At 43.6% G+C, this 19,023-nt stretch carries 17 protein-coding genes; 6 read left to right on the top strand and 11 right to left on the bottom strand.

From position 1 onward, the window contains the following. Positions 1-24: 24 nt before the first annotated feature. The gene (locus L0B18_RS05260; protein WP_234569059.1) at positions 25-1,443 is read left to right on the top strand and encodes an NAD-dependent malic enzyme; all 1,419 of its coding nucleotides are present in this window, start codon (positions 25-27) and stop codon (positions 1,441-1,443) included. Positions 1,444-1,501: 58 nt separating this feature from the next. Here the strand turns inward: L0B18_RS05260 and L0B18_RS05255 are convergent, their stop codons facing one another. Further along, complete coding sequence (locus L0B18_RS05255; RefSeq protein ID WP_234569031.1) at positions 1,502-2,047, bottom strand: hypothetical protein; 546 nt, start codon at positions 2,045-2,047, stop codon at positions 1,502-1,504. Positions 2,048-2,197: 150 nt separating this feature from the next. On the opposite strand from L0B18_RS05255, the gene sucC reads away from it, so the two are divergent. The 5 genes from sucC (at position 2,198) to aat (ending at position 7,508) form a co-directional block, all read left to right on the top strand. Further along, positions 2,198-3,406 carry an ADP-forming succinate--CoA ligase subunit beta gene (gene sucC / locus L0B18_RS05250; protein WP_234569028.1) on the top strand — a complete coding sequence of 403 codons (1,209 nt, stop codon included), beginning with the start codon at positions 2,198-2,200 and terminating at the stop codon, positions 3,404-3,406. A gap of 115 nt (positions 3,407-3,521) precedes the next feature. Then, positions 3,522-4,085 (top strand): transposase, encoded by a 564-nt coding sequence (locus L0B18_RS05245; protein WP_234569025.1) that lies wholly within the window; start codon positions 3,522-3,524, stop codon positions 4,083-4,085. Positions 4,086-4,221: 136 nt separating this feature from the next. Continuing rightward, on the top strand, positions 4,222-6,270 hold the full coding sequence (gene uvrB, locus L0B18_RS05240) for an excinuclease ABC subunit UvrB (RefSeq protein WP_234569022.1): 2,049 nt from the start codon (positions 4,222-4,224) through the stop codon (positions 6,268-6,270). Between the two features lie 12 nt (positions 6,271-6,282). Next, complete coding sequence (locus L0B18_RS05235; RefSeq protein ID WP_234569019.1) at positions 6,283-6,858, top strand: class I SAM-dependent methyltransferase; 576 nt, start codon at positions 6,283-6,285, stop codon at positions 6,856-6,858. 41 nt (positions 6,859-6,899) lie between these two features. After that, on the top strand, positions 6,900-7,508 hold the full coding sequence (aat, locus tag L0B18_RS05230) for a leucyl/phenylalanyl-tRNA--protein transferase (RefSeq protein WP_234569001.1): 609 nt from the start codon (positions 6,900-6,902) through the stop codon (positions 7,506-7,508). A gap of 8 nt (positions 7,509-7,516) precedes the next feature. Here aat and L0B18_RS05225 read toward each other — a convergent pair whose 3' ends face one another. From L0B18_RS05225 to L0B18_RS05180, 10 genes are all read right to left on the bottom strand, one after another. Beyond that, positions 7,517-8,323 carry a hypothetical protein gene (locus L0B18_RS05225; RefSeq protein ID WP_234568929.1) on the bottom strand — a complete coding sequence of 269 codons (807 nt, stop codon included), beginning with the start codon at positions 8,321-8,323 and terminating at the stop codon, positions 7,517-7,519. Between the two features lie 113 nt (positions 8,324-8,436). Then, positions 8,437-8,742, bottom strand: coding sequence for a GNAT family N-acetyltransferase (locus L0B18_RS05220; protein WP_234568926.1), 306 nt, complete (start codon positions 8,740-8,742; stop codon positions 8,437-8,439). A gap of 331 nt (positions 8,743-9,073) precedes the next feature. Continuing rightward, on the bottom strand, positions 9,074-9,943 hold the full coding sequence (locus L0B18_RS05215) for a sterol desaturase family protein (protein ID WP_234568923.1): 870 nt from the start codon (positions 9,941-9,943) through the stop codon (positions 9,074-9,076). A gap of 116 nt (positions 9,944-10,059) precedes the next feature. After that, on the bottom strand, positions 10,060-11,553 hold the full coding sequence (locus L0B18_RS05210) for a TolC family protein (RefSeq protein WP_234568903.1): 1,494 nt from the start codon (positions 11,551-11,553) through the stop codon (positions 10,060-10,062). Positions 11,554-11,605: 52 nt separating this feature from the next. Beyond that, entirely contained in the window at positions 11,606-12,955 is a 1,350-nt protein-coding gene (locus L0B18_RS05205) for an ABC transporter permease (RefSeq protein ID WP_234568900.1), read from the bottom strand. A gap of 176 nt (positions 12,956-13,131) precedes the next feature. Further along, entirely contained in the window at positions 13,132-14,466 is a 1,335-nt protein-coding gene (locus L0B18_RS05200) for an efflux RND transporter periplasmic adaptor subunit (protein ID WP_234568897.1), read from the bottom strand. A gap of 371 nt (positions 14,467-14,837) precedes the next feature. Beyond that, on the bottom strand, positions 14,838-16,127 hold the full coding sequence (locus L0B18_RS05195; protein ID WP_234568893.1) for a hypothetical protein: 1,290 nt from the start codon (positions 16,125-16,127) through the stop codon (positions 14,838-14,840). Continuing rightward, positions 16,124-16,834, bottom strand: a complete 711-nt coding sequence (locus tag L0B18_RS05190) for an anti-sigma factor family protein (RefSeq protein ID WP_234568890.1) — start codon at positions 16,832-16,834, stop codon at positions 16,124-16,126. The genes L0B18_RS05195 and L0B18_RS05190 overlap by 4 nt, the downstream gene beginning before the upstream one ends. Next, on the bottom strand, positions 16,827-17,399 hold the full coding sequence (locus L0B18_RS05185) for an RNA polymerase sigma factor (RefSeq protein ID WP_234568887.1): 573 nt from the start codon (positions 17,397-17,399) through the stop codon (positions 16,827-16,829). Before L0B18_RS05185 ends, L0B18_RS05190 begins: the two co-directional genes overlap by 8 nt. Positions 17,400-17,697: 298 nt before the next feature. Further along, the gene (locus L0B18_RS05180; RefSeq protein ID WP_234568871.1) at positions 17,698-18,924 is read right to left on the bottom strand and encodes an ABC transporter permease; all 1,227 of its coding nucleotides are present in this window, start codon (positions 18,922-18,924) and stop codon (positions 17,698-17,700) included. Positions 18,925-19,023 lie beyond the last annotated feature (99 nt).

The raw sequence follows: 19,023 nt of genomic DNA, 5'->3' as shown, positions 1-19,023 counted from the left end.
TAGAAAAAATAAAACCCCTGATTTATGAGTGACATTCAGACCAGTGTTAGTTACAGTTTTACCATGCGCGTACATATTGAAAACAAGCCGGGCATGCTGGCAAAAATTTTAAATGCCATTGCCGATGAAAAAGGAGATCCCGGAGCCGTTGATGTTGTACGGGTGGAAGGTAAATATAAAATCCGTGACATCACCGTCAGTGCCCGTGATGAAGATCACTCGAAAGCAATCGTGAAAGCGGTTAAAAAGATTGAGGGAATTAAAGTACGGAATGTTTCCGACCGGGTTTTTCTGCTTCACCTGGGAGGAAAAATCAGTATCAAAAACAAAGTACCGGTGGATACGCGGGACGCTTTGTCGATGGCTTATACTCCTGGCGTGGGACGAGTGTGCGAAGCGATTGCTGAAGATCCCGAAAAAGCTCACACACTTACTATCAAACAAAATTCTGTGGCGGTAGTCAGTGATGGATCTGCCGTACTTGGGCTGGGCAATATTGGCCCTGAAGCCGCCATGCCGGTCATGGAAGGAAAGGCCATGTTGTTCAAGGAATTTGCTGATGTGGACGGGTATCCAATCTGTCTCAACACCCAGGATGTCGATGAAATTGTACGAACCGTTGAGCTGATTTCACCGGGATTTGGGGGAATTAACCTGGAAGATATCAGTGCGCCGAGATGTTTTGAAATTGAACAGCGCCTTAAAGAAAAACTGGACATTCCCGTTTTTCATGACGATCAACACGGCACGGCTATCGTCACACATGCAGCCACCATCAACGCTTTGAAAGTTGTCGGGAAAAAGCTTCAGGATATCCGGATTGTGATTGTCGGCGCCGGAGCGGCTGGCGTGGCAATTGCACAAATATTGTTAAATGAAGGTGTAAAAGATATTCTTTGCTGCGACAGTTCCGGGATTATTAACCGAGACCGAATTAAAAATTTAAACGAGAGTAAAAAATGGATCGCGGAAAATACCAATCCAAATAATTTGGGTGGCAACATTCTTGATGCGACCGACGGAGCTGATCTTTTAATCGGTGTCAGCGGTCCGGATATTATTCCCGTCGAAGCCGTTGAGAAAATGGCGAAAGATCCAATTGTTTTTGCCCTGGCAAACCCGGTTCCTGAAATTCGCCCTGAAAAAATTCAAAATATCGCCCGTATTATTGCAACAGGCCGAAGCGACTATCCCAACCAAATCAATAACGTACTTGCTTTCCCCGGAATTTTTCGCGGAGCGCTGGATGCCCGTGCATCAGACATTAACGAAGAAATGAAACTGGCGGCGGCTCACGCCATTGCCGGCCATATCGACGACAATGATCTAAGTGAAGAGTACATTGTACCCAGCGTTTTCAGCAAACAGGTTGTCCGAAAAGTATCTAAAGCGGTGAAAGAAGCCGCGTTTGAAACTGGAGTAGCAAGACGGCCGAGTCCGTGACCCAACCCCCGACCCTATTCCGCAAAAGCACGGAACGATGAAGGGGATTTAGGTTGGGTCAACTCCACGGATCTGTAGCCACAACAATCCATTCCTGCAACGGATTGTTCGGATGTGCACTGCAATTCAAATAGTGCTGCGGTTTCTCAACAAATCCCAATTTCACAGATTGATGCAAGATAGAAAGTGCCGCTTCATCAATCTGATCCTGTGTATAAACGGATCGAGTTTGGGTTTCTTCTTCCCAGATATGCATCCCTTCATGTTTATTCTGTGGACCAAATTCCTGGAAAACCGAGAACATCCACGAAGTGTTTATGCCTGAACGACCATTTCTCAACATCAGCATTACCGCTTTAGAAGAAAAGTCTTTGTAGGATTCAATCACTTCAGGCAATGATCCCCAGGCGGTGTTAGCGATCATTAAAAACCTGTCTGGCAACAGGGAATATTCATAAACCCGGAGACCGCGTTTATCGCAACACCACTGTATCCCGTCGAGAATTTTTTTCCGGAATGATGTAATTGTGAAAAGCGGCACATTACCTGCGATTCTCAACTCAACATAAACCAGTTCTGTCGATTTTCGTATCCTGTTTCTCATCTCACAATTCGATTTTGGTTCTTTATAGTATGAGCCGAAACTGTAAAATTCCTTACAGGTTTTTCTCCGAGCTTTTTTTTAGGCCGCGATTTGGGTATTTTCGAACCGAAAAATTAAACCCTTGAAATTGTTAGCTAAACGCATCCTTTTATGAAGATTCATGAGTATCAAGCCAAAGAGTTGTTTAAAGAACATGGCATCGCCGTTCCAGATGGTGTAGCCACATCATCTGTTGATGAAGCCGTGAAAGCCGCTGAAGAGATGAAAGACAACGGCACCAGCCTGTTTGTGGTTAAAGCACAAATCCATGCCGGCGGCCGGGGTAAAGGACGAACCAAGAAAAACAATGCCAAGGGTGTAATTCTCTGCCGCTCGATTGAAGAAGTCCGCGAAGCAGCCGAATCCCTTTTGGGAGATACACTGGTTACCATTCAAACCGGAGAGGAAGGACAGGAAGTAAAAACCATTTACGTTACTGACGGCGTGGATATTGAGAAAGAGTTTTACCTGGGAATTTTACTGGATCGCGCACAAAGCAAAAATGTGATCATGGTATCCACCGAAGGCGGCGTAGAAATTGAACAGGTAGCTGAAGAAACTCCCGAAAAAATTGTAAAAGAGTGGGTTGAAGCCGGAATGGACCTCGCGCCGAATCAGGCTCGCCACCTTGCATTTGCCCTTGGGTTTGAAGGCGATGCATTCAAAAAAGCCGTGAAGTTCATTACTTCTCTCTACAAATTTTATGTTGATCAGGATGCTGATATGGTTGAAATCAATCCTCTGGTCCTCACCACTGACGGCGATGTGATGGCTCTTGATGCCAAGGTCACCTTTGATGGAAATGCCATGTATCGCCACAAAGACTTGCAGGAACTGCGTGACATCGCAGAAGAAAATCCTGTGGAAGTGGAAGCTTCAAAATATGGCTTAAACTATGTCAAGCTGGATGGAAATGTGGGCTGTATGGTAAACGGTGCCGGACTTGCCATGGCTACGATGGACATCATCAAACTTTCCGGTGGTGAACCTGCTAATTTTCTTGATGTCGGTGGGGGAGCCAATGTAGAAACGGTTAAAAATGGATTCCGGATCATCCTCGAAGACAAAAATGTAAAAGCCATTCTGATTAATATTTTTGGAGGAATTGTGAGATGTGACCGTGTTGCCAACGGTGTGATTGAAGCCGTAAAAGATCCGGAAATTGCCGAGAAGGTTCAGAATGTGCCGATCATTGTTCGTCTCCAGGGAACGAATGCCGAAGAAGCCAAAGAGATCATTGACAACAGCGATCTGAATGTGATTTCTGCCGTTCTTCTGAAAGAAGCAGCCGAAGAAGTTTCGAAGATATTGGCGGCGTAATTACGATATTGCCACCAAACCGTAGGGATGTATAGCCATACATCCCTATATGTTAAGATCTTGTGGGGCGTATAACAATACGCCCTTACGGGAAACATTATACCAATCATTCATCATGACATCCCGCAACCCACACAATCGCAGATCTATTCGATTGCGGGATTACGATTATTCCTCCCCCGGTGAATATTTCATCACCATCTGTACACAAAATCGTGAATGTTTATTTGGTGAGGTTTTGGATGGGAAAATGGTTTTAAATGATTTCGGAAAAATTGCCCACCATGAATGGTTGCAAACCGAAAACATTCGGGACAATGTTGAATTGGACATTTTTGTGATCATGCCCAATCACATGCACGCCATATTTGGAATTAAAGCAGACGTCCATGAATTCCGTCGCCCAACGGTAAGGGCGTATCGCGATACAAAACAACCCAAAACCAATCGCGAATTCAAATCACCGTCTAAAACCGTGGGGGCTATTGTTCGCGGATATAAATCCACTGTAACCAAACAGATTAACCAGATTCGTGAAACACCGGGCCAAAAGATCTGGCAACGAAACTACTACGAACACATCATTCGAAATGGAAAATCCCTGGAACGAATCCGGGATTATATTCAGAACAATCCTGCATCGTGGCAAGAAGATCAAAATCATCCCAACAATTTTTAATGTAGGGGCATATCGCAATACGCCCCTACGTTATCATACCGCACCAATAAATTTCCTTTCGGCAAAAAATGATTCCCGCACGATATTCTGTTATATTCCGTTCTTATGGATTTAATGAGAGGTATCTGCTCCGCACATGTCAGACTTTAAATTACACTCCCCGTGGGAACCGGCTGGGGATCAGCCACAAGCCATTAAAGAATTAACGGAAGGAGTTCATCACGGCGATAAATTTCAAACGCTGCTTGGAATCACCGGATCGGGAAAAACCCGTTCGGTTGCCGGTGTGATTGAAAATGTGCAGAAACCCACACTGGTAATGAGCCACAACAAAACGCTGGCTGCCCAGTTATATCGCGAGCTGAGTGATTTTTTCCCGGAAAACCGCGTTGAGTTTTTCATCTCCTATTACGACTATTATCAGCCCGAAGCGTACATTGCCACGCAGGACAAATACATTGAAAAAGACCTCTCCATCAACGAAGAAATTCAGCGGCTTCGATTGCGGGCAACAAGTTCTCTCCTTTCCGGCCGGCGAGATGTGATTATCGTTTCGTCCGTAAGTTGCATTTACGGCATCGGATCTCCATCCGAATACGAAAAACTGATTATCAATCTCAGTACGGAAATGGAAATTCCACGGAATACTTTGCTGTACGATTTGGTGGATCTCCATTACAACCGGAATGACATTGATTTCAAACGCGGAACATTTCGTGTTCGCGGCGATGTGGTTGATGTTTACCCGGCTTATTCTGAAGAGGGTCTGCGGGTTTCTTTCTGGGGTGATGAGATCGAAAAACTGGAAATTTTTGATGTGGATTCAGGGAACGTAATGGAAGAGGTGGATGAATTTCGAATCTATCCTGCCTCGCATTATGTGACCTCAAAAAACCGGTTGGAACAGGCAATCGAACAGATTCGCGAAGAGATGCACTGGCGTGTGGAAGTGCTTCAGGATGAGCACCGGTTTCTTGAAGCCAAACGGCTTGAACAGCGAACGCTTTTTGATATAGAAATGATGCAGGAAATCGGTTACTGTTCCGGCATCGAAAACTATTCGCGATATCTGAGTGCCCGAAAACCGGGTGAACGTCCTTATTGTTTGATGGATTATTTCCCGGATGATTATTTGCTCGTTGTGGATGAAAGCCACCAAACCGTTCCACAAATCGGGGCTATGTACGGTGGAGACCGTTCCCGAAAAGTAGAGTTGGTCGAACACGGATTTCGATTGCCATCAGCCCTGGATAACCGGCCTCTTACATTCGAAGAATGGGAGACGATGATTAACCAGGCCATTTTTGTCAGCGCTACGCCCAGTGACTATGAACTTCAAAAATCCGGCGGAGTGTATGTTGAACAAATTATCCGTCCGACCGGGTTAATGGAGCCCGAAATTGAAATTCGTCCCCTCGGCAACCAAGTGGATGACCTGCTTGAAGAAATCCGGATTCGTGCAGAGAAAAATGAGCGGGTTCTCTGTATCACTCTTACCAAACGTCTGAGTGAAGAGCTAAGCGAGTATCTCAAAAATCTCGGCATCAGCGCGGCATACATGCACAGTGAACTGGATGCCATGCAAAGAGTTGAAGTTCTTTATAAATTTCGACGCGGAGATTTTAATGTGCTCGTAGGAATTAATCTTCTGCGTGAAGGAATTGATATTCCCGAACTGAGCCTCGTTGCTATTATGGATGCAGATAAAGAAGGATTTTTGAGATCGGAAACATCCCTTTTCCAAATTGTAGGGCGTGCCGCAAGGAACGTAGACGGAAAGGCAATCCTTTATGCCGATAAGATGACAAACAGCATCCAAAAGGTCGTTGAGGAAACCAATCGCCGCCGTGAGCTTCAACGGGAGTATAATGAGAAGCACGGAATCACCCCGCAAACTGTGAAGAAAGAACTCAAGCCTCTGGTGGATCCGTCACTAATTTCCACTCAGGATTTTACACTCGATCCTAAAAAAGAGGATCAAAAAGATTACCTTGAAGTTGTAAAAGTAGCCGAGGAAGGTATTCAGTACAAAGCCAGCCCGGCAATGAAAGAAGTTACATTTGAAAGCAAGGAAAAATTTCTCGAATATTTACGCGATTCCATGTTACAGGCAGCAAAAAATATGGAATTTGAAGAAGCGGCAAGGATTCGGGATCAAATAGCACAACTGGAAAAAGAACTATGATTAAACAACCACATGAGTAAAATTGATTTTTTTAAAACATTTATTAAAGACAAAGATGTCGCTTCTGTTATCCCGACTTCTTTGCATTGTGTAAAAAAAGTATGCGAAAACATCGACTTCACTAAAGATTTTACTCTTGTAGAATACGGCCCCGGAGACGGTGTCTTTACGAATTATATCCTCGGAAAAATGAGCGCCGGTTCCCGCCTGATTCTGATTGAAGCCAATGAAGATTTTGCTGCACATTTAAAGGAAACTATCACAGATCCCAGGGTCACCGTTCACAATCGGCTTGCCGGTGAAGTAGAATCAGTGCTGAACCCTGAGGATGTTGGAAATGTGGATTATGTGCTATCCGGCATTCCGTTTTCTTTTCTGAAAAAAGACCGCAAACGTGAGGTACTCCAGGCGACAAAAAAAATTCTGAAAGGCGGCGGGCTATTTCTCGCCTACCAAACCAGCGGTCACCTGAAAAAACCGGTTATGGAAGTGTTTGGCAATTACGACACGGATTTTGTAGCGCTCAATATTCCTCCCTATTTCGTTTATAAAGTGATTAATAACGAAGTAGCAAAAACTGGTTCATAACCGTATCCTGAGCCATTTTCTCATCATTTTTGTATTCTGCCATGCAGTCGTTTTCAAAAAACAGAATTGTCCCTCCGGAAGTTTTATTGAACGGCTACAGGAATGGAATCTTTCCCATGAGCGAATCCAGAGATGACGAATCTGTCAGGTGGTATTCAGCCCGCCAAAGAGGGATTATTCCCGTTGAAAAGTTCAGAGTATCGTCCAATGTTCGAAGAATTATTCGCCAAGGCCGATACAACTGCCAAATTAATACCTGTTTCCGGCGGGTGATGGAAGAATGTGCAGACCGCAACACCACCTGGATTTCAGACATCATCATTCATTCATTTGAAATGCTTCATCTTGCGGGACATGCCCATTCTGTGGAAATATTTGATGAAGATGAAAATCTCGTTGGAGGATCGTATGGGGTCTCTCTCGGCTCGGCTTTTTTCGGCGAATCGATATTTAAAAAGGCAACCGAAGCGGATAAAGTTGCTCTCTGGCATACTCACCAAATTTTAAAAAAGAATGGATTCACCCTGTGGGACACACAATTTTATACGGATCATCTTTCTCAGTTTGGTTGTATCGAAATCTCATCAGAAGAATATCGGCGGCGACTGAATAAAGCGCTCAAGAAAAGTGCAGACTTCCGATATCGCTAACCATTTTATTAAATACGACAACCATTTGCATTGACCGGTGTACCGGGCGGCGTATTTGGGCACAAATCACGGTTGTCGGGAACGCCGTCGTTATCGGAATCTCGCTCTCCTCCGTTCGTAAAAAGCAATTGCCAAGAAATAGGCAGGTAAGTGTTCATGATTTCATCATTAAACTGGTTGGTTGCCGACGCCATTTTTTGAATAACAATGGAGTTTAAACCGCTTGATGTAAAAGTGACACTCGTGGTAATAACCGCAGTTACACCGTTAAATCGAATAAGTCGGTTTGAAAAATCAACGATAAATCCCGGAGCAAGCTGGTCCGATGGTTGCGTCCCTTCATTAAAACAGACGACTTGTATTTGATCTGCATTTCCTCCAAAAAAGCCCAAAAGTGAGTTGATTTCAGCAGCCAGGACATCTCTTGCACGAACCTGGTTTAGAGTTGCAATTTGTGTTTGCCTCCACAGCGAACCGTTATCATTCCTGATTACATTCACGCCAATTGCATTCTGTGTAAAATCTGTTTGGGGTGTGTATCCCGCAGGATATTGAAACCCAAGAAGAGGAATTTGAGGATGTATGTATGTTCCACCCGGATTTTTAATGGTTGGCACACCACCCGGAATATCGCCCCTTGGAACTCCATTCATAATATCCCAAAAAAGACCTTCGATTCCCGTTGAATTGGAGCAGGTTGATTGTACGTTGTCTAATGAATTTGTAGAGCTTTCGCGACAACTAACTATACATACAAGCAGGAGTATTAAAAACCCTGTTCGCTCTAATATTTTTTTAATATCTGCTGATCCCATAAAAATCGTTTTCCAAAAAGTTCGGCTGAAGAGCATTCGCTCTCACTGACTTCAATTCACTTTCACATGCACTTTTTGGAAACGAAAGAGATCATTTTATGGGAAATTCAATATCAGAACCGTGCAAAATCAGCCAGTAATTTTTTCCAATGTGGATTTCGATGCAAATAGACTTTCACAAACGGACAGATGGGAACTAATTTCAACTCTCTTTTTTCGATGTCTGCAAAAACATTTTCCAATAACTCTTTTGCGAGGCCTCTCCCCTCCGCTTCTTTGGGAACTTCAGTATGAGTTAAATAGATCTCTCCTTTTTTGTTGATGATATAGTCTACGAATGCGGTAATATCTCCAATTTGAAGTTCAAATCGTTTACGGTCTTGGTTGTCTGCAAATTCACCAGGCGTTTTATTTTCCATCTGTTCCTGTTCTGTTTATACGTTATGCCGACCTGTTAACTTCGGCCTTTAATCGGGGATTTGTCCATTTAAAAGCTGAACTTTTCAAATATGCTTTTGAAGAAAGTACTGCCAAACATCATCGCAAAAAAACCAAAAAACAAAACTCCCAACCCAAGAGCTATCCAAGTATAGATTTCAACGTTGTCCAAACCCATCCAAAATAACCCTAAACTGCTGAAGCCGAAGAAGATGAGCCCAATCATCAACCCTTTTAAAAAGTTCCAACGCTTTTTTCTTTTCTTATTCTCAGATTCTTCTGGTGACGGTACATAAATGTTCATAATCAGAATCACTCCGACTCATCCAACTCTTCTCCCCGCTTGATATTAAATTTTGAGCCTACCGGTGGTCTGTATTTTTGAAATGGAATTTTCAGCAAATTCCCGATTCGGTCATGTTCTTCCGGATCCATATGGGTATCGATTCCATATTTCAGCTCACTCGTGTCTTCTACCTCGGCGAAGGTTCCAAACAGGCGGTCCCAAACGGCAAAAATATTTCCGTAATTGGTATCGGTTAAAGGCTGTGTATAGTGGTGATGAACCTTATGCATCAGGGGTGTGATGAATACATAAGACAACGTCCGGTCCACTTTTTTCGGCATGTTAATATTGGCGTGTGTGATATGCGCAAAAAGTGCCGAAATGCTTTGATAAAGGAAAACAATCCAGATGGGAGCGCCGACTACAATCACTCCCAAAATGGTAAATAACATTCTGAAAATAGCTTCTCCGGGATGGTGGCGAAGCCCCGTGGTTACATCAACAGTTGTATCGGTATGATGAACCAAATGAAATTTCCACAGCCATTTCACTTTGTGTTCAATCCAGTGGATGAGGTAAGCACCAAAAAAATCGAGGAGCATCACTCCTACAATACATTGCAGCCAAACCGGCATGGAAATCCAATTCAAAAGGCCAAAATTGTTGGCTGTAACATATTCCGAAGCTCCCAAAAGTAAGCTGGCAAAACCCAATCCAATTACTACAAAAAATGCCGTCAGAATTCCATTAATTGCAGCATGGCGAACTTTTCGATATTTGAATTCAAACAGTGGAAAAACGCCTTCAATTACCCAAAAAAGAAAGATCCCGCCAATCAAAATTCCGGCACGGAATGTGGTGGGGACATCCTCAAAAAATGCAATAACGGATTCCATATCTCTGTTTTGTTAACTGCGATTGACCCAATTTTAAAATTCAACGCGAATCCTGCAAATGAATTATGAACGGCAAGCCAACCTTCGAACCAATCAGGAGTGCCTTAACGGATTTTTTATAACTCATGATTAATAAGAACATCGGCTTCAAAATCATAGAGGGTCAACCTTCTGAGATTGTAAACGCTAATCCAGTAATTTCGAATTGCCTGAATGTACCCTCTTTGAGCGGCATCCCGTTCGTTTTGAGCAATGAAAAGATTTGTAATATCGATCTGTCCGATCCGGTAACGATTTCTGGCCACTTCGTACCGCCGATCACCAATATCTCTGGAGAGTTCGGCCAGCATAACCTGGTTCCTCAACTGCCGGAATTCGGCCACTATATTTTGCACCTGCAGGTCAAATTGAGCTTGTTCGTAAGCAATATCATCCGCCACCTGCCTTTGTGTATTCCGGGCAAAGTTTACCTCTGCACGCTGTTTGCCCCAGTTAAAAATCGGAATCTGGAAATTAAGGGTAACAAACTGCTGATTTCTCGGATCTTCATAGAGATTTGAGAAATCTTCTGACGTTTGGTTCAATCCAAAATCTGCACGGATCGTGGCTGAAAATGAACTCTCCTTCACCGCCATGTCATATGTTCTGTTGGCTTCCAAGGTCTGCATTTGATAATCGAGAGAGGTGCTGTTATTCCGCCGTGCCATTTCCAGGGCCAGTTGCCCATCCACAGAAAAATTGGGGATCGTATCGGGAACTTGTACATCAATCGGTGCATTGGCCTCCAATCCCAACAACAAACGAAAATTATTAAGCTGTTGATCATAATTAATCGCGGCTTCAGTCAGTGCTGACTCGGCATTTCGAAGTTGCAGTTCGGATTGAAGAAGATCGTTTTCCGCAATATTTCCCATGTTGTAGCGGCCTGTGGAAATGTTGTAGATAGAATCATTTACGGCAACATTAAACTCGGCAATATCCATGTTTATCTTTGCCAGAAGCACATCAAAATACCGCTGTGTAACGGTTAACGAGAGTTCCTCCACAGATTCATCGTATCTTTTTTGAGCCATTCGGAGACGCAGCGGTTCAATCCGGTTTCTCCATTTCAAATCATTGTATTGAAACAGCGGCTGACTGTACCCGATCACCAACGGCGTAGAACTCCATAAATAGGTATTTTCATCAGCAAAAATTCCCAACCGGGTGATGCCGGAAGAAACCGATAAATTTCCACCGGTATACATGAGCGGTTGGTCTACCGTAACCCCCACCGTTGCGTTCGATTGCTGGGTATAAATCAACGAGGTAGAACCGTCCGGATTCAAATTTTCACGAAAAGCACGCCGGTAATTGGGAGCATTGCCCGACAACGTTAATCCCGGAAGCAAATCTGCCCGAAAAGATCGGTAACGCCATTGATTTGCAATCAACCTGTAACGCGCAGAACGTGCAAGCGGACTTGACACCTTTGCCTGGTTAATAGCTTCCTGGAGAGTAACCTCTTGAGTATTGAGTGGGTCAGCATCCATCTGCTGAGCTTTCGTCTCATAAACGATGGTGAATGTGAATAGCAAGCAGAGAATAAACAGGAGAAATCTTCTGCACATGATGAAAAAGCTTTCCGTTAGTTGTCTTATTTACGTGTTGTGATATTTTCTTTTATTCGTGCCGCAAAGCAGTTACCGGTTCCTGCCGGGCCGCTCTTTTGGCCGGATAGTATCCAAAAATGATTCCAATACCTGTTGCCACTCCAAACGAAATGGCAATTGAACTCAGAGTTACAATCGAAGTGATATCCGCCGTGACCTGAATCAAATGACTGAGTGACATGCCGAGGATAACACCCACAAATCCGCCGGCTACGCTGATGGTTAAAGCTTCCGTCAGAAATTGCAACTGGATATCGTGGCGTTTGGCTCCAACCGCTCTTCGAACCCCGATTTCTCTGTAACGCTCGACTACAGAAGCCAGCATAATATTCATAATTCCTATTCCTCCAACAATCAACGAAATAGAAGCAATGGAGGCGAGAACTACATTAAAAATTCGCTTGGTTCTTTGTTCTTGTTGCAGCAACAGTTCAGGTACGATGATTTCAAAATCAACCACTTCATTATGGCGGCGTTTCAACATCCTTGAAATTATCTCGGCTATGGTTACACTAAACATATTATCGGTTACCTGAACAATAGCCCGGTCCAGCTGGTGATAATTGATTCCATTCTGATTTTGTTGGTCACCACTTGCATTGTTGTTATTGGATTCGGCTTCTGCCTGCTGCACATCCCGGTTTGTGACCAATGCACGATTTCGATATCTCAGCAAAACACTTTCCGCGGGAACGTAAATATCCATGTTATAATCCCGAATACCCAGGTTTTCAATCTGGTTGGATGTCAGTTTTCTTTCCTCCAAAACTCCAACCACTGTAAACCACACATTCCCCGCTTTTATGGTTTTTCCGATGGGATCTTCACCGGCAAAAAAACGTGTTCTCACTCCATAGCCGATAATAGCTACCGGCATGGCTTCCCGAAAATGCGAGGCTGTAAAATCTGCCCCGGAAATAATGTTGAAATTATTGATGCCAAAATATTCACCGTTGATTCCCACGAGCTTTCCGGTTCTCATTTGCCCGGCTCGTATAAACTGGGTATCAAAAATAATTTCAGGAGAAACCGCTGCTACATGTGGAATCTGTTCTTTGATGCTATAAATGTCATCGATCGTCAGACCCGGTGTAAACCTTCTTTGTGAGGCAACATTTTCAGCATCTTCATTCACCTCTCCTTCACGCTGTTCCACCACCGGTTGAATGATGACATTATTGGTTCCCAGAAGTTGCATATTTGCCAAAATTTCCTGCTGCGCACCATTTCCAATCGCCAGCATAGCAATGACCGACGCCACTCCAAAAACGATCCCCAATGAAGTTAGTAGCGAACGAAGTTTATTCCGCTTGATAGCTTCAATGGCAATATCCAGGTTATATAGGATGATTTGTAACATATTGGCTGAATATTATTTCAATGTGGATTCGATAATTTGAGCACAGTTTCGCCTGCTTTTTGGGTTGGAACGAAGTCGAAAATGCACTCTCAAAATTGCCCCGAAGGGATGCCTTTGGCGCGCTCAATGTGACGTGATCTAACTTTTTAATCATTTTACCCCGAACTAAATTTAACTTACCTGCCGGGTGCACCCGCCATCTCAACTTCCCGGGTTTGAGGTCTATCTCCTTCCGGATCTTCCGCTTGCCTGTATTTCTCAAGAACCTCATCGGGCAAGAGAACTTTTTCCATTCCGGAAATATCAGAAGGCATTGAAATCAATACCTGGTCATCTTCATGTAATCCTTCAAGGATAACCACATCATTCTCATTTTTGGCTCCCATCACAATCTGTTGCATCACCATTTGAATTCCGTCGCGCTTAAAAACCACATCCGTTGAGTCGAATGTATGGACTGATTCAAGGGGGATAAAAAGGGCATCTTCTATATTTTCCACCAAAATATCGTTGCTGGTTGTCATAGCCGGCCGCAGAGTGGTGTCTGATTCATTGACCTCAATTTTCACCTCAAAAACCTTTGAGTGCGTGTCAGGCCGCTGTTCTCCAATATTGGCAACCAATGTTACAACACCTGTCAGTTCCTTCTCGGGGACGGCATCCAACCCAATATCTACGGTTTGACCGGTTTTTATTTTCTGGATGTCTACCTCATTTACATAAGTAATGGATTCCATGGAACTAAAATCAGGTAGCTCAGCTACAACAGGATCAAATGCATTAATTGTACTTCCGGTTGTTGTTTTTTGTCCCCGCCAGTTTCTGGTATACACCACCATTCCGTTTTCAGGCGCAAGGATGGTAAATCCGTTCATCACCTCCATAATGCGTGAAAGGGTATTTCTCTCCTGCTCAAGAGTAACTTCAATTTCCCGAATTTTTGCTTCTTCCTGTAGAATTCTGGTTTGATAATTCTTCTCTTCCTGGGCAAGCCTTCGTTCGGTTCGTTCAAGCTCAATTTGATTTTGACGCTGAACAGCAGGTGACTCATACACCGATTGCTCAACAGCAATTCTGTTTTCCTCGAGCTGAAACCGCAAATTTTCCAGTTCATCACGTGCCTGGCTGAGTGTGAGCGAACTGTCCAGTTGGGCTTTTTCGAGTTGAGATTCTGCTTGTTGTACTTCCAACTGGGCATTCTGCATACGGGTCATCACGTCAGACCGATCCAGCTCTGCAACCAAATCCCCTTTCTCTACCATTGTTCCTTCAGGAACAAGGCTTTGAATATTCATATTCCAGACCTGGATCGTTTGGGCGCCGCGTGGCCCCCGAATTCGAATTGAGTTTTTTGCTTGAAGTTCGCCGGTGGTAGTTACTATAACTTCGAAATCTCCTTTTCCAACATCTATAAACAGGTCAGTTTCTTCGCTGCTATCGCTCCCGAAAACAAACCATAATACAATTAAAACCCCAACAGCCAGAATTGAATAAATAATCTTTTTAGTCATGATAGATAATTGAGAAGAGCACAGAAGTTTTCTTCGGTTATGAATGAATATGTGTAAAAGCCATAGAGCTTACTTGTTAATCAAGGAATCAAAACGTCTCTCGGGAAACGTAACAGATAACAAACTATTATTATCGTAATACTTTTAGAAAAGTATTTATTAGCAGTTAAAAAACCAATTTCAGTTTTCAAGTCATTGTGTTGCTGTTTGAATCTGGCAGGTGTATTTATTTTCAATTGGCATAGTTGCCCAATAATTCAGGAAATAATAGCAAGTGAAAGTGAGTTTTTCAGCTAAGGAATGATTTAAAAAAGCCGCATCCGGATATCTTCCGGATACGGCTCTTGAGGCATCTTATATGATCTTTGCGATCATCTACGTTTTATCTCTTCGACATCGGGGTCTTCACCGTTTAGCAGATCTGATTTTTTAATACGTACTTCCGTTCGTTCGGGCAGGTCATCGCTTCGCCCGCTCCAACTCACGGAAATCATCAACATTTCATCATCATTCAAAGAAGTAAGCGTGGAGCCGTAATTTTCGATCACATTCAAAAGTTCATCCATAATGGCTTCTGCTTCACCACTTAGGTCCAGACTGTCGTTTGAGGTTGATCGCAAGCCGTAAACAGCGGGACGATTTACACTTCGAAGCGAATTTTGGTGAGCCTGGATCTCTTGCCTTTGCTCTTGCAGTTCTTGTTGAAATCTTTCCCTTTCTTCTTTCGACAGTTCATCTATTTCCTGCATACTGTCGAGTTTAATAACCAACGGCGCCAGCGACTCTTCCACCATTTTCAGCGATTCATCCAAATTCATTCGGAGGCTGTCCATTTCGAACTCAATATTTCCCTCAAGAAATTGAAGCTCATTTAGAATAACGCTCGGTCTTGCAGACACCTGAACCCGATATCGAACTCCAAGTCCCGGCAGGTATTCCATCCGTGGTTTTCCCGAAACCCGCAAATGTTCGACATCCGCACTATTCAACGCTGTTTCTAAAACGGATGCAAATATATTGAAATCGGTATAGGTTTCTTCGCCATCCAGCGAATGAGTACTAATTCTGTTCATAAGTTGTTGCTCCGAAATATTCCCGTTTCGGTATTGCTTCAAATCAAACACTTTTGCCCAGACAGACACACCATTTTGAGACCTTCTTTTTTGATCTCCGTTCTCAAAAAATACCCAAGTAGCAGAACGGCTTTGATTGGGAGCGTATGTCACGCGAATGGTCTCGTTGTCAGACAAGCCACTTATCAACGAGGCGTATTTAGTCATATACTCAAAGATTTTTTCTTTGATCTCTTCTTCCTGATCAAAATCAGATCCTGATGAATTTCCATTCTGCTGAAGTTCAACTCGGATTTCTTCTTCATTCGATCGAAGACTTCGAACATGAACAATATTTGAGAGGCCGGGTGAAATTGTAAAATGTACCCCATAACCTGGAATATATTCACTCAGAACGTTTCTTTCCCGCAATCCGGGAAAAGACAAATTCTCCGAGCTTTGATCACCAAAAATTTCGGCGATGATTCCCTCGGCAATTTTAATATCCCGCTGGCGCTGTTGGTTTTCATTCGTCTGAGCGCTTGCCATCGAAAGGACGCTCAAAAAAACGGCAATAAGTAATACTATGGATTTTTTCATGGTTTTCATTCTTCTGTGGATTGGGTTGATTGATAACTCAGTGCGTAGATGAGATCGCCCAATGCTTCGTCTGTTTGCCTCAAACGGTGATATGTGTCTTCTTCAAGCTGTGCAATTCCCTGGGAAATCAGCCTCAAATCCTGTTGTCGGCGCTGATCGTAATAATCCGTCAGCACGTTGATCGCTTCTTCCAGTTGGTCGTTTTGTTGCTCCTGAACCTTCTCGATCATGGATGCCAGCAACAAAGAGTTCTCCTGCCGGATCTGGTTAATCATATCGCGGACTTCCTGCTCACTCAACCCCTGCTGAATAATCTCGGGTTGGAGATTCTGAGCTTCACCAAAGGTCATGTAAAAACCCTGATCCGTCTGCCCGACATTTAAACCGGTAAATGCCGCTCCCATCAGGATGATCAGCAGACAGGCAGCGGCGGCCAAAACGGTAGTTAAGCCGGGATACTTCTTCAAAAAGTTTTTGTTTGATGATTCTTTTATTTTTTCTTTTTGATCGTGCTCCGGCGCCATCATCACCAACTTAAGAGATGGCGTTTCCATCGGAACCTTCTGCAGCAATTGGTTCGTGGATTTTAACTCCTCAAACTCTTTTTTGAGATCAGGATTTTTATCCAGTTTTTTTTCAAATTCGGCTTTCTGTTCATCTGTCATCTCATCGTAGAGATAATCCATAAACAGATTTTTTATGTTTTGATCATCCATGGTTCAAATATTCGTTTTGGATATTCCATTTTTTTAAAACTCTCCTGAGTGATTTTAACCCATAATACATTCGGGACTTTATCGTGTTTTCTGATTCTTCCAGGATTTCTGCAATCTCCCTGAATTTCATTCCCTCGTATTCCTTTAAAATGATGACGACCCGCTGCTCATCGGGTAATGTCTGTAGTGCTTTTTCGAGAACCTCACCAAGCTCTTTCGTTTCCAGTTTTTTGGCCGGGGTCTGGCTTCCCTCAACCTGTTCCACCCAAACTTCCAGCGGAGAGGATTTTCGCCGTCCGGCACGTTTCAGTTCATCAAGGCACAGGTTATTGGCAACACGATAAATCCACGACGAAAATTTACACGGTTCATCCAGCGTATCCAGCTTCTGATATACTTTGATGAAGGTTTTCTGAGTGATCTCGCTGGCATCATCTCCATCCGCAAAAAAACGGAATGCGAATCTGTGGATGCGCGACTGCCAGCGCTCAACCAGCACATTGAATGCGCTGTGATCACCCCGCTGAACCTGCTCAATTAAAGCTGTATCGTCTGTTTGTTCCAATATCCAAAGCCTCGTGTTGTTGGTTTCAGAGGTATGACGAGCGAGATTGGAAAATAGTTTTATGGAGTGGAAAATTATTTTCCTGCCATTGTGAGGAGGGGTGGAAAGACGCCGCGGCAATCTCCTATCGTTATTCCAATCCGGGGATTGCCACGCTCACTGAATTCGTTTGCAATAACAAAAATTAAGGTAACTGTGTCATTGCGAACGAAATGAACGAAGAGAATGAAGTGTGGCAATCTCCAAATATTTTAACGGCCGGGGATTGCTTCGCTTTGCTCGCAATAACACTTTTACGTTACTCATCCCTCACGGCATCGGCAGGTTCCACGGCCGCGGCTCGGGCAGCAGGATACCAACTCGCAAGCAGACACAGAAGCATCGTCCCGATTAAAACAATGACAATGTCTGACATTTGAATAGCTACCGGATAGGCGTCAATAATAAACGACGAAGAGAGTTTGACCAAGCCAAATTCCTGCTGGGCAAGTGTGAGCAAAATCCCGATAACTCCGCCAATCACGCATCCGATGAGGCCAATTTGAAGTCCCTGGCTTTGGAAAATTTTCTTGATTTTCTTGGGTGTCATTCCCATCGAAATCAGCACGCCGATATCTCTTTTTTTCTGGATAACGATCATGGTCAGTGAACCGACAATATTCAAAACGGCTACCAGTACAATAATCATCAAAATAAAATAGGAACCCCATTTTTCGAGATACATTACATCGTAAAGGGGTTTTTGAAGATCGTACCAGGTTTCGATGGTATATTCCGGCCCGAGAATTTCCTGAAGATCTGCTTTTACCGTTTCGGCATGATCCGTATCCGTGAGCTGAATATCAAAACCGGTTATCTCGTTTCGCATGTTAAACAACCGCTGAGCAGCCACAATGCCGATATAGGCTACATCTCCCGCGATAATCTGATGGGTATCATAGCTATTTCTCACTTCAAAACGGCTGACTCGCGGGGCGGAAAACTGGGTCAGAGCCCGGCGCATTCCGGAGGGACTCAACATCGCAATTTCATCCCCCGGCTCCAGCCGGTACCGATTTACAAGTGCTTCGCTGATAACGGTTCCCGGTTTGCCATTTTGAACGGAAATATCATATTCGGCCTCCTCGCGGCTGTCTTCCAGATCGCGAAAAATCTGGTCGTTTTCTGCGTCTACTCCGCGAACGCTGATCACTTCATTTCTTCCGTTCTGGAATGCAAGCATCACTTTGCCGGAAACAAATGGCGTTAAGCTGACTACCTCTTTATGTGCACGAACATCATCCATCAAGTCCTGATTGTAGAGCATTGTAGATTCCGATGTTCTCTCAACACGGATATCGGGATCGAATGACAGAAGGTAACCGCGAATCACATCAAAAAAACCATTAAATACAGAAAGAATAACAATCAGTAACGCCGTACCAATGGTGATTCCACCAATGCTGATGCCGGTAAGAATCGAAATCAACGAAATATGCTTTTTAGAAAAGAGGTAGCGCCGCGATATAAACCGAATAATATTCATCCTGCGAATTTGTATTTATCCCAATCATGTGGTTCTTTTTGATAGACCAAAATCCACGAATATTTTTATTTTTAATAGTCTACTTAAATTTAAACCGTG

Origin of the sequence: Rhodohalobacter sp. 614A (assembly GCF_021462415.1) — a bacterium.
GTDB lineage: Bacteria > Bacteroidota > Rhodothermia > Balneolales > Balneolaceae > Rhodohalobacter.
The sequence above is the reverse complement of the archived record's forward strand: the minus strand, read 5'-3'. Positions and strand labels throughout refer to the sequence as shown.

Coding starts and splice junctions, on each gene's coding strand:
- L0B18_RS05200 (WP_234568897.1), bottom strand. CDS start 14,466: ATGACTAAAAAGATTATTTATTCAATTCTGGCTGTTGGGGTTTTAATT.
- L0B18_RS05190 (WP_234568890.1), bottom strand. CDS start 16,834: ATGGATGATCAAAACATAAAAAATCTGTTTATGGATTATCTCTACGAT.
- L0B18_RS05205 (WP_234568900.1), bottom strand. CDS start 12,955: ATGTTACAAATCATCCTATATAACCTGGATATTGCCATTGAAGCTATC.
- sucC (WP_234569028.1), top strand. CDS start 2,198: ATGAAGATTCATGAGTATCAAGCCAAAGAGTTGTTTAAAGAACATGGC.
- L0B18_RS05260 (WP_234569059.1), top strand. CDS start 25: ATGAGTGACATTCAGACCAGTGTTAGTTACAGTTTTACCATGCGCGTA.
- uvrB (WP_234569022.1), top strand. CDS start 4,222: ATGTCAGACTTTAAATTACACTCCCCGTGGGAACCGGCTGGGGATCAG.
- L0B18_RS05225 (WP_234568929.1), bottom strand. CDS start 8,323: ATGGGATCAGCAGATATTAAAAAAATATTAGAGCGAACAGGGTTTTTA.
- L0B18_RS05235 (WP_234569019.1), top strand. CDS start 6,283: ATGAGTAAAATTGATTTTTTTAAAACATTTATTAAAGACAAAGATGTC.
- L0B18_RS05245 (WP_234569025.1), top strand. CDS start 3,522: ATGACATCCCGCAACCCACACAATCGCAGATCTATTCGATTGCGGGAT.
- aat (WP_234569001.1), top strand. CDS start 6,900: ATGCAGTCGTTTTCAAAAAACAGAATTGTCCCTCCGGAAGTTTTATTG.
- L0B18_RS05195 (WP_234568893.1), bottom strand. CDS start 16,127: ATGAAAACCATGAAAAAATCCATAGTATTACTTATTGCCGTTTTTTTG.
- L0B18_RS05220 (WP_234568926.1), bottom strand. CDS start 8,742: ATGGAAAATAAAACGCCTGGTGAATTTGCAGACAACCAAGACCGTAAA.
- L0B18_RS05255 (WP_234569031.1), bottom strand. CDS start 2,047: ATGAGAAACAGGATACGAAAATCGACAGAACTGGTTTATGTTGAGTTG.
- L0B18_RS05180 (WP_234568871.1), bottom strand. CDS start 18,924: ATGAATATTATTCGGTTTATATCGCGGCGCTACCTCTTTTCTAAAAAG.
- L0B18_RS05210 (WP_234568903.1), bottom strand. CDS start 11,553: ATGTGCAGAAGATTTCTCCTGTTTATTCTCTGCTTGCTATTCACATTC.
- L0B18_RS05215 (WP_234568923.1), bottom strand. CDS start 9,943: ATGGAATCCGTTATTGCATTTTTTGAGGATGTCCCCACCACATTCCGT.